General features: G+C 62.4%; 15 protein-coding genes. All 15 read right to left on the reverse strand.

Going from position 1 to position 17,056, the window contains the following annotated elements:
• Positions 1-29: 29 nt before the first annotated feature.
• The 15 genes from EYW47_RS14550 to EYW47_RS14620 all read right to left on the reverse strand — a co-directional run bounded on the left by EYW47_RS14550 (position 30) and on the right by EYW47_RS14620 (position 17,055).
• A complete protein-coding gene (locus tag EYW47_RS14550) occupies positions 30-1,460 on the reverse strand; it encodes an aldehyde dehydrogenase family protein (protein WP_133195529.1) in 1,431 nt (476 codons plus the stop codon).
• A complete protein-coding gene (locus EYW47_RS14555) occupies positions 1,457-2,536 on the reverse strand; it encodes a homoserine dehydrogenase (RefSeq protein WP_133195530.1) in 1,080 nt (359 codons plus the stop codon). The genes EYW47_RS14550 and EYW47_RS14555 overlap by 4 nt, the downstream gene beginning before the upstream one ends.
• A 149-nt stretch (positions 2,537-2,685) precedes the next feature.
• Positions 2,686-3,183, reverse strand: a complete 498-nt coding sequence (locus EYW47_RS14560; RefSeq protein ID WP_133195531.1) for an Lrp/AsnC family transcriptional regulator — start codon at positions 3,181-3,183, stop codon at positions 2,686-2,688.
• Between the two features lie 30 nt (positions 3,184-3,213).
• Positions 3,214-3,894 (reverse strand): hypothetical protein, encoded by a 681-nt coding sequence (locus EYW47_RS14565; protein WP_133195532.1) that lies wholly within the window; start codon positions 3,892-3,894, stop codon positions 3,214-3,216.
• A gap of 260 nt (positions 3,895-4,154) precedes the next feature.
• The gene (locus tag EYW47_RS14570; RefSeq protein ID WP_133195533.1) at positions 4,155-5,402 is read right to left on the reverse strand and encodes a DUF1479 domain-containing protein; all 1,248 of its coding nucleotides are present in this window, start codon (positions 5,400-5,402) and stop codon (positions 4,155-4,157) included.
• An 88-nt stretch (positions 5,403-5,490) separates the two neighbouring features.
• A complete protein-coding gene (locus tag EYW47_RS14575; RefSeq protein ID WP_133195534.1) occupies positions 5,491-6,822 on the reverse strand; it encodes an MFS transporter in 1,332 nt (443 codons plus the stop codon).
• Complete coding sequence (locus EYW47_RS14580; protein WP_133195535.1) at positions 6,819-7,364, reverse strand: heme-degrading domain-containing protein; 546 nt, start codon at positions 7,362-7,364, stop codon at positions 6,819-6,821. The genes EYW47_RS14575 and EYW47_RS14580 overlap by 4 nt, the downstream gene beginning before the upstream one ends.
• Positions 7,365-7,411: 47 nt before the next feature.
• Positions 7,412-8,584, reverse strand: coding sequence for a dihydrodipicolinate synthase family protein (locus EYW47_RS14585; protein ID WP_133195795.1), 1,173 nt, complete (start codon positions 8,582-8,584; stop codon positions 7,412-7,414).
• Positions 8,585-8,592: 8 nt separating this feature from the next.
• A complete protein-coding gene (locus EYW47_RS14590; protein ID WP_133195536.1) occupies positions 8,593-10,275 on the reverse strand; it encodes a GMC family oxidoreductase in 1,683 nt (560 codons plus the stop codon).
• A gap of 10 nt (positions 10,276-10,285) precedes the next feature.
• Positions 10,286-11,062, reverse strand: coding sequence for a 3-ketoacyl-ACP reductase (locus tag EYW47_RS14595; RefSeq protein ID WP_133195537.1), 777 nt, complete (start codon positions 11,060-11,062; stop codon positions 10,286-10,288).
• Positions 11,063-11,092: 30 nt separating this feature from the next.
• Entirely contained in the window at positions 11,093-12,199 is a 1,107-nt protein-coding gene (locus tag EYW47_RS14600) for an ABC transporter ATP-binding protein (protein WP_133195538.1), read from the reverse strand.
• Positions 12,200-12,211: 12 nt separating this feature from the next.
• Positions 12,212-13,105, reverse strand: coding sequence for a carbohydrate ABC transporter permease (locus EYW47_RS14605; protein WP_133195539.1), 894 nt, complete (start codon positions 13,103-13,105; stop codon positions 12,212-12,214).
• 18 nt (positions 13,106-13,123) lie between these two features.
• Positions 13,124-14,092, reverse strand: coding sequence for a carbohydrate ABC transporter permease (locus EYW47_RS14610; RefSeq protein ID WP_133195540.1), 969 nt, complete (start codon positions 14,090-14,092; stop codon positions 13,124-13,126).
• Between the two features lie 83 nt (positions 14,093-14,175).
• The gene (locus EYW47_RS14615) at positions 14,176-15,429 is read right to left on the reverse strand and encodes an ABC transporter substrate-binding protein (protein WP_133195541.1); all 1,254 of its coding nucleotides are present in this window, start codon (positions 15,427-15,429) and stop codon (positions 14,176-14,178) included.
• An 84-nt stretch (positions 15,430-15,513) separates the two neighbouring features.
• Entirely contained in the window at positions 15,514-17,055 is a 1,542-nt protein-coding gene (locus EYW47_RS14620; RefSeq protein ID WP_133195542.1) for an aldehyde dehydrogenase family protein, read from the reverse strand.
• Between the last annotated feature and the right edge of the window lies 1 nt (position 17,056).

Consider the following 17,056-nt stretch of genomic DNA (forward strand, 5'->3'; position numbering starts at 1 on the left):
GCCGGCGCATCGAGCGCCGGCACCTCGCGTCAACTCGACAGCGCCCGGTTACGCCTGAAGCAGACCACCTTCGGCTGCGTCATTTCTGTCATCGCGAACCGCACGCCTTCGCGTCCCAGCGACCCATACTTGAACCCGCCAAACGGCATGCCGTCGAAGCGGTAGTCCGAGGAATCGTTGATCATCACGCCACCCGCCTGCAGGCGCTCGGCCGCGCCAAGTGCAATCTCGAGCCGGCTTGTGAAGACCCCGGCGTGAAGACTGCTTTCAGGCGCGTTCGCGGCATCGAGCGCCTGCTGCAAGTCGGAGAATTTCGTGATCGACACTACGGGCGCAAACACTTCGTCTGCCCACACGCGGACATCACACGGGACGTCCACCAGCACAGTGGGCTCGTACAGCGCGCCGCGCCTGCGATGGCCAGTCAATACCTTTGCGCCGTTGGAGATCGCGTCGTCAACCCAGCGTTCGATCCTGGCCGCCTGCTCCTCGGCGATCATCGGGCCCATATCCGTCGCCTCGTCTAGCGGATCGCCGACAACCATCTTGCGGGTCAGTTCAACGACGTAACGAACGAAAGGCTCATACGCCGCCTCAGCCACGAAGATGCGCTGGGTACCGATGCAATTCTGGCCGGCGGCCCAAAACGCGCCCGAAACGCACGATTGCGCAGCGTCCTTCAGGTCGCAGTCGGCCATAACGATCACCGGAGCGTTACCGCCGAGGTCCATCGCGATCTTCTTCAGGCCAGCCTCACGCGTGATCGCCTCGCCGGTCACCGGGCCACCTGTGAACGTCACCATTCGGATCCGCTTGTCGCGCACCAATGCAGACGCGATCTCGGCGCCACCGTGCACGATCTGTAGCGCGTCCCGAGACGCACCCGCCTCCCACAGAATCTCGACGAGCGCCTGAGCAGACAGCGGGGCCAGCAACGAAGGTTTCAGGATCACGCTATTACCGGTAGCGATTGCCGGCCCGAGCTTGTGCGCGACAAGGTTGAGCGGATCGTTGAACGGCGTAATAGCCAGAATCACGCCGAGCGGCTCCAGCGTGTAGTAGCCGCTGCGATCTTCTGAGCCTGGATAGGAATCGAACGGGATCGTTTCGCCAACCAGGCGCTTGGCTTCTTCTCCTGACAGGCGCAGCGTATTCACACAGCGTGCGACCTCCTTGCGGGCCTGCCGGAGCGGTTTGCCAGCTTCGAGCGAAATCGTGCGGGCAAGCTCTTGAGCACGCGCTTCGACGAGCGCGGCTGCGCGGAACAAGATGTCGGACCGACGGCTTCTCGCAAGAGCACCAGCCATGCTCGCGCCCAACAGAGCGCGCTCCACAATCGCAGGTGCCGACTCGACCGGTGACAGATTGACTGTCCCGACGACGGTCCCGTCATAGGGCGACAGGACGTCGCTCACGCCACCCAGCTCGAGATCCGTGGTCACTGCATCGCGCGCGGTCATGCAATCACCTCTTGCCCGGTTGCGTTGATGAGGTCTCCCAGTTCGATAAGGTCCGACAGGATCGCGAACGCGGTCTCCTCGCGGCCGGCTCCGGGACCGCTGATCGTCACACTGCCGAGTACGTCGGTGTCGAAAGTGATGGCGTTAGTCACACCACTCGCGGCGCGCAGCGGATGGCCAGCCGGCAGCTTGCGTGGCTCGACGGTTGCAACCAACGTACCGTCCGGTTGGCGAGTCGCCGAACCAATCAGCCGCCAGGACAGGCCTTCAGCCGCCGCGGCACGCACCTCATCCTCGGTCAGCTCGACGATACCTCGACAGGTCACGTCGGCTCGCGTCAGGCCCACACTCCACAGCGTGTTCGCGAGAATCACGACCTTCAACTGCACGTCCGAGCCGCTCACGTCGGCCGCCGGATTCGCTTCCGCGTAACCGCGTTGCTGTGCCTCTTTGATCGCTTCATCGAAGCTCGCGCCCGCCTCGACCTCTCCGAGCACGAAGTTCGACGTGCCGTTCAGAATGCCCGTAAAGCCACCAACATCGCAGCCACGAAGCGTTGTCGAGATCTGGCGTAAAACCGGAGTGCCGCTCATTACCGTGCCTTCGTATTTAAGGCACGCGCCCGACTTTGCCGCGGTCCGGGCCAGGTCCAGTTGCGCGAGTGCGATCGGGCCCTTGTTGGTCGTGATTACGTGCTTGCCGCATTCGAGCGCGGTGCGGCAATGTGACAGCGCTGGCTCGCCGGTATTCGGGTCGGTGTAGGTTGCCTCGACGACGACATCGACGTGCTCCGACGCGATTGCCTTGAGCACTGCGCCGAGGTTCACCTCGGGCGACACCAGTGTGCCGGGATCGCGGCGCAACGCGTCGGCATCGACACCGTTCCGGGCAGTTTCGTCGAGAACATCCAGAGCGATACCTCGTGGATTCGTCGCAATGCCGAGCCGCAGGTCCGCGACCATCGTCACGGAGAGATCGATACCCTCGGCCGACAGCATCGCGCGCTTTTTCCTGAGCAGCTCGACCAATCCTTGATTGACTCCGCCGAAGCCGACCAGTGCCAATTTGAGTTCCATTTCTTTCATCTCCTGTCAGTGAAATCAGGAAATAGTTTAGTTATGCGAAGCGTTCGACAAATTATGCGTTTCGGCAAAGATTGAGCATGCTCTTTTGCGGTTCGTTATGCTGGACGGCCGAATCGGCCGTCTCTCATGACACGCGGTCGTTAGCTTGAGGGTGGATCCTCGTCAACCTCCCTCTCAACCGGGACAAATAGCCCAATCTTGATCGAACTCAGCACGACGTTTGTATTGATACGACGGATCATTGGATTGCTTTGCATGATCCTCGCTGTCAGCCGGTCGTATGCCTCGACGTCGGACGCCGTGATAATTGCGATCAAATCGACGGCACCCGTCACGTAGTAAATCTGCTGGACCTCATCTTGTGACCTTGCCCATTCGCGGAACTTCGCAACTGTCTCGTAGTTTTCTCGTTCGATTTCCATTGCGGCGATGAAGGTCATCGGGCGACCGACAGCCGCTCGATCGACTACCGCGATTTCCGCGGAAATGATCCTGTCAGTGCGCATCCGCTTCAGACGTTTCTGCACAGCAGACGTGGATAAGCCGATACGGTCAGCGATGGCGTCCGCAGTCGCAGTACAGTCCCGCTGGACGATGTTCAGGATCTTGCGGTCAAAGGCGTCGAGTGCATCGGTCATAGCGTGGCCCGCAGGTCAGATACGCAGAATTCAGAGGTAGAACGGGCGTGTCGACTTGAGGCCGACAAGATGCCGGATGCGGTCGAACGCGGCGATGAGCGCTCCGCGCCACCGTACCATCGGCCCGCCAATGCACACCGGCGAGAAATGGACCGTATCCACGCCTCCGGGAATACGAAATGGGCGTTCGATGCCGTTGTCCGATTCCGTCACGAGCGCAGTGCCGTCGATCGCGGTCAGGCTCATCAGCAGATACGCCGATCCAGTCTTGTCGCCCAGGCCGAGCAGCGGTGCCACAATCGCGGGTAGTTGCTCGAGCAGCGGCAGTTCGTATGCGCCGGGCCACCACGTGTCGCGCTCGTCCAGCCACGGGCCGACACCCGGCATCCCCACCATCTCGAGCGTCCGATCCACCCCGAGATGGGCGTAGGCCCGGCACCGGCCTGCCTCGTCGCGTGCCGAGGAGGCGAGCCAGCCGCCTTCGTGCTCCACGCAATTCGTCAAAGAGACGTTCGCGGGCTTTAGACTGCCGAACGTTGCCGCCATCCGCGTGGACGATATTGCCCCGACATCGCTCTGCGTCTCATTACTGGGCACGATCTGGCACACCCACTTGGGTCCGTCCTGCAAGGACGTGGACACGTTGCCAAGCCGAACCTGCGCGGTTCTCCTGCGGGCACGTTCAACGATAATGAATGGCGTATCCGGCATACGACTCTCTCAATGCTTGCGCAATCGCGCCGCAGCCATGCTAGCGCGCTTCGATGGTTCCACCAAAAGGGCGGCAGATGAGAGAAATCATATCGCCCGACAGCGTCGAAAAAAATCTCAGTGTCGAGCATTTGATCCGAAAAACGTACATAATTTTCCCGGCCGCGACGAATTTCGTCAGCAAGATCGACTACCCGTCGGTTCGGGCACGGCATTCAGGGACTCAGGGAAACTGGGATGCTGCATACCGGATTGCCCGATCAGAGATCAAACCCGAGCTGCGTTTTGCCCAGTACCGACAAACTGCCTTCGGTGGCCCGGCCGACAAAATCGGTTTCGAAGTTGTCGGCAGGAAAGTCGGGCGGGCTCTCGCCTTTGAGGAACGCCGGCAGTTGCCGTTTCAGGTAGTCGTCATTTTTCGCGCAGCCGGGTGCCGCAGCGATGTACATGACGTTGCTGTATCCGGTTCCACGATGAGCGTCTTCGACCGCATGAATCACATCGCTGTGCCAGAAGACGGTGTCACCCGCCTGCATCAACGGAATCGACGAAAGCGCTTCGTGCAGCGGTGCATGCCACTTTGCATCGATCGACAGGGCCCGCCCTGGCATTGCGCCACACAGATCGTCGTCGGCGACGTCGTCCTGAAGCGCCCGCAACAGCACATACACCATGGCGTTCGCGATCGGCACCAGTTGCAAGGTGCCATCGCCCGGCCCCTGGGGAGTGAGCGCGGTCCACCCCTGGAATGTGCGGAACATCGAACATACAGTCGGGGAACGAATCTCTCGGGCTAGCGGCCGCCACGCCGCGTCGAAGGCGTCATACCGGCGCCATTCGCCGCTGAAGACATGACGATAGACACGCCGGAAGTTGTCATCGAGCCAGCGCTCCACCGACCCGCCATCACAATGCGCGGAGAGGCCCAACGATTCGGAACCCGGAGGACGCCGGCGCAGGCGGTCCGCGTAGACCGGAACCGTGTCCGGATCAAAGTGAATCCGACCTTCACTCTGCCACTTCCAGAGCCTGTTCAAAAAGACGCGTGTCTCGGTGAGTTCGGAAGACTGTCGGGCCTCCACTTGAGGTCCGGACCAGTAAATGCCGTAAATTTGCGGCTTGCTCGATGCGAGTGTGCCAAAAAACTTGTCCTCGGCCCGATGGGCGAGCTTGTCGTCCAGGCGATTACGCGCAACGTATTGCGCGATCTCGTCGTCCCATGCCCCGGCGCGTTCCCGGCTGAAGACGCCGCGCACGACACACGCTCCGCGCTCCTTGATCGCCGCGATTGCCTGCTCGCTCACGCATCGCGCGGCAATGTCCGCGAACCGGATCTCCGGGATCACCGATTCGCCGCGCCGGCGCTCCTGCGCAATCACATCGACCTTGCGCCTGATTTCGGCGTCGACCTGCTCGAACGTTTCCCTGTAGTTGGGAAGTCTCTGGCGCAGTTGCCTCTTCACCGAACGGATTGCCGCCGGCAGATCTTCAATGTGCAGGGATTCCATGATGCGTCTCCGTATGCGCTGTAGTGCCCAAAATTTGGCCGTCGATACGAACCGCTGCGCAACCGCCGCGTTCCATTGCCGTACAACGCTATGCATTCAGATCGATTCCGCGCGTTTCCGGCGCAAAGAAAGTCGCGATGAACGTTATGCCGGCGAGCACCACCACATACAACGCAATCGGCCACCAGGCGCCACCCGACCACCCGATCAGCGCTGTGGCGATGAACGGCGCGACGCCTCCAGAAGCCACTGCCGCAAACTCCTTGCTCACAGCGACGCCCGTATACCGGAAGCGCGCGCTGAACAACTCCGGGAAGTAGGCGCCCTGAATCCCATACATGCCAAACACGCCGACGCCAATGGCCATCGCCATGCTGAACACGATCCAGAACGGGTCTCGCGTATTAAACAACCAGAAGGCCGGAAACGCCCAGGCACAGGTAAAGAGCGCCGCGAGCCGGTACATCAGGCGCCGCCCGTAGCGGTCCGAGAGCCACCCCATCAACGGGATCGTCACCACGGCGAGCCCTGCCGCGATCGTAATGCCCACTGTCCCCACCGACTTGTCGACCAACAGGATCTTGGTCAGATAGCTGAGCGCGAACACCTGATACAGATACGATGACCCGTTCTCGCCCACGCGGAGTCCGAATGCCACCAGGAGACGGCCCGGCGATTCACTCAGCAGGTCCCTGACGGGACGCTCGCTCGCATGTCCCGTACGCCGGATCTCCTCGAACACGGGGCTCTCTTTCACGCGCATCCGGATGACGATGCCCGCAATCACAACGAGCGCACTGAAGAGAAACGGAACACGCCAGCCCCAGGCCAGGAATTCATCCTTTGGCAGACGCTGTACCAGCGTAAAGATGGCCCCGGCCAACAGGATGCCAATGATGCAGCCGGCAAACGGCAATGCTGCGTAGAAGCCCCGACGCTCAGCGGGCGCAAACTCCGAGACGATCAGCGACGCCCCTGCCTGCTCCGCTCCGGCACCGAAACCCTGCAGAAGACGTAGCGCAACAAGAAGCACAGTCGCCCCGACCCCAGCCGTCGCGTAGGTGGGCAACAGCCCGATGCAAAACGTTGAGCCGCCCATCAACAAAACCGTTGCAACCAGCACAACCTTGCGCCCCAGCCTGTCACCGATCCATCCAAAGAAGAGTCCGCCGAATGGGCGCGCAAAGAAACCCGCCGCGTACGCACCGAAGATGGCAAGGAGTCCGGCGGCCTTGCTCAGGCCGGGAAAGAAGAGATCGGCGAAGATCAACGCCGATGCCGTTCCGTAGATACTGAAGTCGTACCACTCCATCGCACTGCCTGCGGTACTCGCGGCAATTACGCGACCAAGATCGGCGGCGCAAACCTCGGGTCGCGCTCGTTTGCTGGCAGCGGCGCCTTCTATCGCGTACATCTTCATTGTCTCGTCTCCTCCATGCCCTGTCTTTTCGTCGTCGCGACTGGGCGGGAAAGCACCGCATCGACGTGCGGGATCCCGAGATGCCAGCACAGTGCTTCGATGACGAGTTCGTGATCGGCCACATCGTCGAGCCCCGACACCGACATCGCGCCGACGATGCCCGCGTTCGCCACACGCAGTGGCACGCCGCCACCGAAGAGTGTGAAGTCGCTCGTAGACAATCCGTGCGACGCCAGCAACCTGTCCTCACGCGCAAACATTGCGCCGACCTCAAGCGAGCTCTTTCCGAAATGGAACACGGTATTCTGCTTGCGGCGTATCCATTGCGCGTTGTCTGCGCTGCTCCCTTCGAGCGCGCAGAAGAAGATCGCGCCCTGTGGCTGCACGATACTCAATGCGACGGGCAGCCCCCGGCGCGACGCGATGTTCACTGCGATCTCGCCGAGCTTGCGCGCGATCTCCGCATTGAATGCCGGCAGCGTCGTACGAGCCGCCTGCTGATCGAACGTCTCGTCGATCACCTGCGCATGCCTGTGTCCCATCCCGACCTCCCTCGCCCCGCCAGGGGCGTCCCCTCGTTGAACAAGCCTCACTGACCGATTCCGGCGTGAACACTCAAAAAAGCGGCCATTCGCTGAACGGCGAGTTCAGGCCGGATCAGTACGCCACACGCGTCAGCCTTGCGAAAGACTTCGGCGTAGTGCAGCACCGAACGCGCCGACTCCATGCCCCCCGCCATCGAGAAGTGATCCTGGTGCCCGTTCAGCCAGGCGAGGAACACCACACCGGCCTTGTAGTACTGCGTGGGCGCACGGAAAAGCTCGCGCGACAATGCGACGGTCGGCGCCATCGTCCTGTGGTAGGCATCGATGTCGTTTCGCGCGAGATCGGCCAGCGCGCGGGCGGCCACAGGCGCGATCGGGTCGAAAATGCCGAGCAGGGCATGGGAGATGCCGGTGCTGTCGCCGGCAATCAGGTCGCCATAGTTGAAATCGTCCCCGGTGTACATCCGCACGCCTTCAGGAAGCTGCGCACGCAGTTCGCGTTCGTACTCGGCGTTGAGCAGGGAGATCTTGATGCCCTCGATCTTTCCTGGGTGGAGCCGGATCACTTCGAGCACCGTCGCCATGGCGGCGTGAATGTCGCTGCTGCCCCAGTACCTCGCAAGCGACGCATCGAATGCCTCGCCGAGCCAGTGCAGCACGACCTTGTTACGGCTTTCGGAAATGACGGCGTCGTAGACATTCAGATAGTCTTCGGGCGAGCGCGCCGCGGCACACAGTGCGCGGCTTGCCATCATGATGACCCGGCCTCCCGCCGACTCCACGACCTCGAATTGTTCACGGTATGCGTTGATGACATCGGAGAGTCCGTGACGTCGCCGGTCGTCGAGATGATCGGTGCCTGCTCCGCATGCGAGATCCGCACCGGGAACCGTGCGCGCGTGGGCGATGCTCCGCCGAATCAGCTCCGCAGCCGTTTGCCAGCCCACGCCCATGCCGCGCTGGGCCGTATCCATCGCCTCGGCCACCTTGAAGCCCAGGCCATAGAGATAGCTGCGGAATGCGAGCGTCCTGTCCCAGTCGATGGCTGGGGCACCCGACCAGGGTTCGTAGTTGCACGAAGGATCCGTCACGACGTGCGCGGCGGCGTACGCCACGCGATTGAAGCTGAAGTTTGCTTCCGGCGCAGCATTTGATTCGGTATGCTTGAGATTGTAGGGCGCCGTTGCGCCATCGGAATTAGGGAGAACGAGTTTCATGGTGTCTCTCAGTAGGACGTTGGCGCTGCGACATTGGGCATGCCGCGTTGCCGGCCATTCGCGGCGGGCGTATCGATGCGCCCGAGAATGTGATCTGCAGCCTTCTCGGCGATCATGATCGTCGGTGCATTGGTGTTGCACGAGGGAATGAATGGCATGACCGAGGCATCGACCACTCGAAGCCCGTCGAGCCCGATTACGCGCAAATCCGGCGTAACGACGCTGCGTGCGTCGTTCGCGGGTCCCATCCGGCAGGTGCCAACCGGATGGTGGTCCGTCTTCGCGTTCGCACACGCGTAGTCGAACAGTTCGGCATCGGTGCGAAGCTTCGCGCCCGGCAGCACTTCCTGCTGTACGTAGCGTTTGAGCGCGGGCTGGCTCATGATCTCGCGCGCAAGACGCAACCCCTGCAAAGCGAGGTCGCGGTCGCGCGGATCGCACCAGTAGTTCGGGTCGATGAGCGGCGCGGCCGCGGGGTCCCCAGTGGCGAGGCGCACGGTGCCGCGCGATTTCGGGCGCAGATAGGCGGTATTGAGCGTGACACCCGCATTACCCAGTTTGGCCATGCCCGCTTCGATGCCCGAACCCAGCCCCAGATGGAACTGGATGTCCGGCGAGCGGGCCGTCGACGCACCCTTGCCTTCTGCGTACCAGAAGCCACCGGTCTCGAAGAGGCTGGACGCGACCGGCCCCTTGCGCAAGAGCAGGTACTGCAGCCCTGCCCACGCTGCATGATGGAGCTTGTTGTACTTGTCGTAGGTGTGATCGCCCGTGCATTCCGCAATCACGAACAGATCGAGATGATCCTGCAGGTTCGAGCCGACGCCTTGCATGTCGTGCACGACGCGCACGCCCACAGCCTGCAAATGGTCGGCAGGGCCGATGCCCGACTGCATGAGCAGCTTCGGCGAGCCGATTGCTCCTGACGCCACGATGACCTCGCGCCGTGCGCGCACAATGACCGGCGTTCGATCTGTGCCGCTCACCAGCTCCAAGCCGACCGCGCGCCCTCCCTCCACCACCACCCGCAGGGCCTGCGCCTGCAGCAGCACCCGCAGGTTTGGCCGGTTGAGCACAGGCTGAAGAAACCCGACGGCCGCCGACGAGCGCCGTGCGTCGAGTTGCGTCAGCTGGTAGTAGCCCAGCCCTTCCTGCTCTGCACCATTGAAGTCGGGATTGAACGGCATGCCCATTTCCTGGCCAGCCTGGAAGAACGCTTCGCAGATCGGCAGCGGGCTGATGGGATTGGAAACGCCGAGCGGTCCGCCATAACCGTGGAACGCGTTCGCAAAGCGCTGATTGTTTTCCGAACGCCGGAAATACGGCAGCACGTCCCGATAGCCCCAGCCCGCAGCGCCGCCCAGCGTCTCCCACTCGTCGTAGTCGGCCGGCACGCCACGCGTGTAGATCTGGGCGTTGATCGAAGAGCCTCCGCCGATGACCTTCGCCTGGGTGAAGCGCAGCACGCGGTCCTTCATATGCTTCTGCGGCACCGTATGCCAGCCCCACGAGCCGATGCCTTTGGTCATCTTCGCGAACCCGGCAGGCATGTGAAAAAGCGGGTTGCGGTCCATGCCGCCGGCTTCGAGCAGCAGGACCTTGACCGACGGGTCCGCGCTCAGGCGGTTCGCCAGCACGCAGCCGGCCGAGCCGCCGCCTGTGATGATGTAGTCGTAGTCTTCGGTTTTCATGCTGCCACCTTCAAAATGCCGCGATGGAGAGGCCGCCGTCCACGTGCAGCACACTGCCGGTCGCGAACTGCAGCGCGCCGCCGGCCAGTTCGCCGACCGCTCTCGCCACGTCTTCTGCCTCGCCCCAACGATTCATGGGCACCAGACCCTCCTTGAAGCGCGCCTCGTATTTCTGCGCCACGCCCTGGGTCATGGGCGTTCGAATGATCCCGGGCCGCACCTCGAAAACGGGAATGCCCGCGGACGCGAGCCGCAGTGCGAACAGCTTCGTCATCATCGGCAGCGCGGATTTCGACAGGCAGTACTCGGCGCGCTCCGTCGAAGCCATCGTCGCGGACACCGAGGAAACCGTCACGATCGCGCGCGGGTAGCTCGAGCTCGTGTCCATCATGTGGCGCGCCACGACCTGGGTCATGAAGAACGTGCCACGCAGATTGACCCCGAGCACGGTGTCGAACGCGTCCGGCTTGACGTCGAGAAGATCGCCCCGCGACGGCGACCCCATGCCAGCGTTGTTCACGAGGCAATGCAGTTCGCCGCACCAGCTCAATACATTCACGAGGGTCTGCTCGTGCGTCGTGACATCCTGAAGATTCGACTGCACGAACAGCGCACGGCCACCGCGCGCCTCGATTTCGCGCAGCGTGATCGCGCTATCCGCGTCGTCTTCGAGGTCGGTGATTGCCACGTCGTAGCCGCGCGTAGCGAGTTCGATCGCAATGGCTCGTCCGATACCGCGGCGCCCGCCCGTTACCAGCGCCGCTGGACGTTTGACCTCTTCAGACATGGCCCGCTCCATATGAAGTCCCAGCGCACATCACGCAATCCTCTCTTCAGTTTGCGCGTCGAAGAGTACGAGCTTCGACAGATCGACACGCAGCTTGCAGCGCTCGCCCGGCGAGTGCGGAACGTCCGCACCAAGCCGCGCCGCAACCTCGACGCCGCCCAGTTCCATCACGGCGAACACGTCGGGTCCCGTGGGCTCCATCACGAGCATCTTCACCTCGACTTCGCGCAACGCGTCGGGCGTGCGTCCGCCCTCGACGCCGATGGCCTCCGGGCGCAGCCCGGCGATAACCGGCTTGCCGGCGTAGCTGGCCACCGCCGCGGATTGCGGCGGCAATTCGAAGCGTGCCGCCGCGCTGCCCTGGCCAACCGCGAGCATGAGCTTGCCGCCCTCCGCGCTGAGCATGGCGGGAATCAGGTTCATCGAAGGCGAGCCCATGAACGTCGCCACAAACGTGTTGGCCGGTGCGCTGTAAATTTCCGCGGGCGTGCCGAATTGCTGTATCACGCCGCCCTTCATCACTGCGATACGGGTCGCCAGTGTCATTGCCTCGATCTGGTCGTGCGTCACGTAGACGATGGTCGCGCCCAGCCGCTGATGCAACTTCTTGATCTCGGTGCGCATGTCCACGCGCAGCTTCGCGTCGAGGTTCGACAAGGGCTCGTCAAACAGGAAGATCTTCGGATTGCGAACGAGTGCCCGGCCCATCGCCACGCGCTGGCGCTGACCGCCCGAAAGCTGCCCGGGACGCCGGTTGATCAGGTGATCGATCTGCAGCAGCTTCGCCGCGTCGGAGACCGCCTTCTCGCGCTCCGCCTTCCCGACCTTGCGCATCTCCAGACCAAAGCTGATGTTCTGGCCGATCGTCATGTTCGGATAGAGCGCGTAGCTCTGGAACACCATGGCAATGTCGCGCTCGCTTGGATGAAGGTCATTCACGCGATCGCTGTCAATGCGGATTTCACCGTCCGAAATCGTGTCGAGGCCTGCGATCAGCGAAAGCAATGTGGACTTGCCGCAGCCCGAGGGCCCCACCAGCACCAGAAAGTCGCCGTCGCCGACATCGATATTGATGTTCTTCAGAATTTCCGTGGCGCCGTAGGCCTTGCGGACGTTCGAAATATGTAGAGAAGCCATTTTGCCTACTCCTTAACCCTTGACCGAGCCGGCCATCATGCCGCGCACGAAATAGCGACCACCAATCACATAGACCAGCAGCGTGGGCAGCGCGGTGATCACTGCGGCTGCCATCTGCACGTTGTATTCGCGCACGCCCGTCGACGTGTTGACGATGTTGTTGAGCGCCACCGTGATCGGCGCGGTGCTGCCCGTCGTGAACGAAGCGCCGAACAGGAAGTCGTTCCAGATATTGGTGAACTGCCAGATCACCGTGACGGTGATGATTGCGCCGGAGCACGGCAGCAGGATGCGCAGAAAGATCCGGAAAAAGCGCGCACCGTCGATCATGGCGGCCTTCACCAGTTCATCGGGAAACGCGATATAGAAGTTGCGGAAATAGAGCGTTGTGAAGCACAGGCCATACACCACGTGCACGAACACGAGTCCGGTGATCGACTGCGCGAGCCCCACCTTGCCGAGGAATGTCGCCATCGGGATCAGCACGACCTGGAACGGAATGAAGCAGCCGAACAGCACCAGACCGAAGAGGATGTTGTCGCCCTTGAAACGCCATTTGGTCAGCACGTAGCCGTTCAGTGCGCCGATGAAAGTCGAGATCGTGACCGCGGCCACCACCATGCGCGTCGAGTTCCAGAAGAACCCCTTCACGCCTGAGCAGTCGAGACCGACACACGCTTCACCCCAGGCCTTGAGCCACGGCTCGATAGTCCATACACGCGGCAACGCGAGAATATTCCCGCTATACACCTCGGAGAGCGGCTTGAACGACGTCAGCATCATGACCGCGAGCGGTACCAGATAGACGGCTGCGAACACAGCCAGCAATCCGTAGATCACGATCCGCGATAGATAGTTGTGCTTACCCATCACCATTTGCGGTGAGTCCCATGTCTTGTTCGACATGACTGTCTCCTGTGCGTATCAGTGGGACCCACCGCTGCGGCGGGGGCGAAGTTCGGAATAGAGGTACGGCACCATGATGGCCGCAACCGTGCAGAGCATCATGACCGCGCTCGCGGCGCCCATTCCGAGTTCGTTGCGGGTGAACGTGAACGAGTACATGAATGTGGAGGGCAGTTCGGTCGAATAGCCGGGGCCCGCGCCCGTCAGCGCGACGACGAGCTCATAGCTCTTCACCGCAAGGTGGACGAGAATCACGAACGCGGAGATAAACGCGGGCCGCAGTTGCGGAATGATGATGCGACGATAGATGGCGGGCATTTTCGCGCCGTCGATCGAAGCGGCCTTGACCATGTCCTGGTCGATGCCCCGCAGGCCGGCGAGGAACATGGCCATCACGAAGCCGGATGCCTGCCATACGGCGGCAATCACGACGGTGTAGATCGCCATGTGGTCGTCGATGATCCAGTTGAAGGTGAAGCTCGTCCAGCCCCAGTCGTGAAAGAGCTTGGTGAGCCCGAGCCCCGGATTCAGGATCCACTTCCACGCCGTACCGGTGACGATGAACGAGATCGCCATGGGATAGAGGAAGATGGCGCGCAGACCGCCTTCGGCGCGGATGCGCTGATCCAGCAGGATCGCGAGCATCAGCCCGATCGCCATGCAGAGCACGACGTAGAGCGAAGCATAGATGCCGAGGTTCATCACCGCGACATGCCAGCGCGGATGCTCCCACACACGCGCATATTGCGTGAACCCAGCCCAGTGCAGATTCGCGAAGGCCCGCGAACGTGTAAAGGACAGGACCGTGGTCCAGATGATGAAGCCGTAGACGAAGATGAGCGTCGCAATCAGCGTCGGCGACAGAACCAGCTTCGGCAGAACCTGTTCGAACCGGTTGCGCAGGCTCGAACGGCGCCGGTTTTGAACCGGCGAGGTAGACACGCCGCCGTGGGCCGTGGCGTGAGCAGTCCCATGTGTAGTGTGCATGACAGACACCTTCACTTCAGAAACTTCGGAGGATCATGCGGCAACCAGGTTGCCGCATGAACGCGATGGCACAGCCTGGTTGCTTACTTTGCGTTGTTGATGGCCTGGACCAGTTGCTTGACCGCATCCGCAGACGACTGGTTGGAGTTGAAGAAATGCGTAACCACGTCGTAGACCGCGTTCTTTGGGCCGTCCGGCATCGCGTGACCGTGGGCGAAGCTGCCCACCATGGTGCCGTTCTTCAGCGCGGTACGCAGATCCGCCATCGACTTCTGGCCGCATTCGTCGAGACCGTCCGCGGGCACGTCGAGGCGCGCGGGAATCGATCCCTTGATCTGATTGAATTTCGCCTGGTTGCCCTTGTCCATCACCGTCGACGCGAAGGCCAGTTCGCCCGGCGACGCCGCATCGCCCTTCTTGAACGTCGCAAACTGGTCGGTGTTGAAGATGAAGTCGCCCTGCGTACCCGGATACTGGAAACACAGGTAGTCGGTGCCCGCCTTCTTGCCGGCGTTCACGAATTCACCCTTGGCCCAGTCGCCCATGATCTGCATCGCGGCCTTGCCGTTGATCACCATCGAGGTGGCGAGATTCCAGTCCCGGCCCGGGAAGTTCGGATCGACCATGCCGCGCAGGGCGCGCATCTGGTCGAATGCCTTCTCCATCGTTTTGGATCCGAGCGCGGCCGGATCGAGATTCACAAGCGCCTGCGTGTAGAACTTCGGGCCGCCGGCCGACATCACCGCGCTGTCGAAGATCGTTGCTTCCTGCCAGGGCTGCCCGCCATGGGCAAGCGGGATATAGCCGGCCTTGCGGATCACCGCGGCATCCGCAACGAGCTGGTCGAACGACTGCGGCGGCGTGAGATGGAGCTGGTCAAAGATCTTCTTGTTGGCCCAGATCCAGTTGGTGCGGTGGATGTCGACCGGGACGGCCACCCAGTGCCCGTCGTGCTTCGAAAAACGCTGAATCGGTGCGGGCACAACCTTGTCCCACCCTTCCTTTGCGGCGAGCGGATCGAGATTGGCGAGGTAGTCCTGTTCGGCGTATTCGGCAATGGTGAAGCCGAGCATCTGGATCGCATCGGGCGGGTTGTCCGACGCCACGCGCGCCTTGAGCACGGTGCGCGCCGCCTCGCCTCCGCCGCCGGCGATTGGCGCATCTTTCCACGTATAGCCGCGCTGCTTGAGGCCATCCTTCAGCACGCCAAGTGCCTTGGCTTCACCGCCCGAGGTCCACCAGTGCATGACCTCCACCTGCTTCGTGTCCGCCAGTGCGGACACACCATGCAATGCCACTACGCCGACTACCAATGCGGCAATACGCTTCTTGAACATCGTTGTCTCCGTGATGACGCGCCCTCGAAGGGCTTTCTTGTCGGTGCCATGGCGAGCCATGGCGGCTTAAGGGGTAGCCCGGGCTCATGCCGCCGGGCGTGGCAACCACCAGTTCCTGCGCGCTCCGATATGGAGCTGAACCGTCTTGGTTTCCGTGTAGTCCTCGACCGCCTGCTTGCCGAGCTCACGGCCGACGCCGCTCGCCTTGAAGCCACCGAACGGCAATTCGGGGTAGCCATCGAGGAACGTGTTCACCCACACCGTTCCCGCATCGACACCGCGCGCGACCGTGAGGCACGTGTCGATGTTGCTGCTCCAGACTGCGGCAGACAGGCCGTAAGCGGTTTCGTTAGCGATATCGATCGCGTCCTGCGTATCGGCGAACGCGATGATGGCGAGCACGGGTCCAAAGATTTCGTCGCGTGCAATGCCCATCTCCGGCTTCACATCGCCGATGATCGTCGGTTCGAGAAAGAGGCCCTTTGCGTCGTAACGCTTGCCGCCGAGTCGAACACGCGCACCCGCCGCCACGCCCTTGTCGATGTTGCCGAGAATCTCGTTGAGCTGGTTCTCGCTCACGATCGCGCCGATCTTGCAGTCCGGGTGCAGCGGGTCGCCCACCGGCACCTGGCGTGCGCGCTCGACTACGGCCTGCGTGAAGCGCTCCGCAATCGATTCGTGCACGAGTACGCGGCTGCCACTGTTGCAGCATTCGCCGGCGTTGAAATAAACGCCGAACACCACTGCGTCGACCATGGCGTCCCAGTCGCAGTCGGGAAAAACGATCTGCGGGTTCTTGCCGCCCAGTTCGAGCGCCACCTTCTTCAGATGCTTCGAAGCCAGTCCGCCGAGCAGGCTGCCGACGCGCGTCGAACCCGTAAACGACAGCATGTCGATGGCCGGATGCTCAGCAAGCGGCTGGCCGACCGTCGGCCCCTTGCCCGTCACCACATTGACGACGCCGGCCGGCACGCCCGCCTGCTCGAGAATCTCCATCAGGATCACGGTCGTGCTCGACGTCAGCTCGCTCGGCTTCACGACACAGGTACAGCCGGCAGCCAGCGCGAACGGCAGCTTCTGCGAGAGAATCCAGATCGGGAAATTCCAGGGCGTGATGAGCCCCACCACGCCAATGGGCTGGCGCAGCACGATCCCAAGCATGTCCTCGCCGAGCGTGTCGTAGGCTTCGCCGCTGGTCGTACGCGCGAGGCTCGCCGCGTATTGCCACAGGTCGACGCAGCCAGTCACTTCGCCGCGCGCCTGTGAGAGCGGCTTGCCCGTTTCGAGCGACTCGAGCAGCGCCATCTCTTCCGCGCGCGCCTTGATGCCCTCTGCCACGGCGAGCAGCACGCGCGCGCGCTCGACACCCTTGAGCTTCGGCCAGGGGCCGCGGCGGAATGCAGCGTCGGCGGCGTTGATGGCGGCTTCCACGTCTGCCGAAGTCGCCTCGGGGAACGTGCTCACCACATGCCCGTGCGCGGGACTACGGCGCTCGAATCGCAGACCGTCCGCCGATTCGGTCCATGTGCCGCCGATGTACATGCGGCCGTTGAACGCCTCGCGCACTGGCGCGGTTTCGTGGGCCAGCAGTGGCGTGGCAGAAGGGATGGAAGTTGCGTTCGTCATT

This window comes from Paraburkholderia silviterrae (assembly GCF_004353915.1).
In the GTDB taxonomy this organism is placed as follows: Bacteria; Pseudomonadota; Gammaproteobacteria; order Burkholderiales; family Burkholderiaceae; genus Paraburkholderia; species Paraburkholderia silviterrae.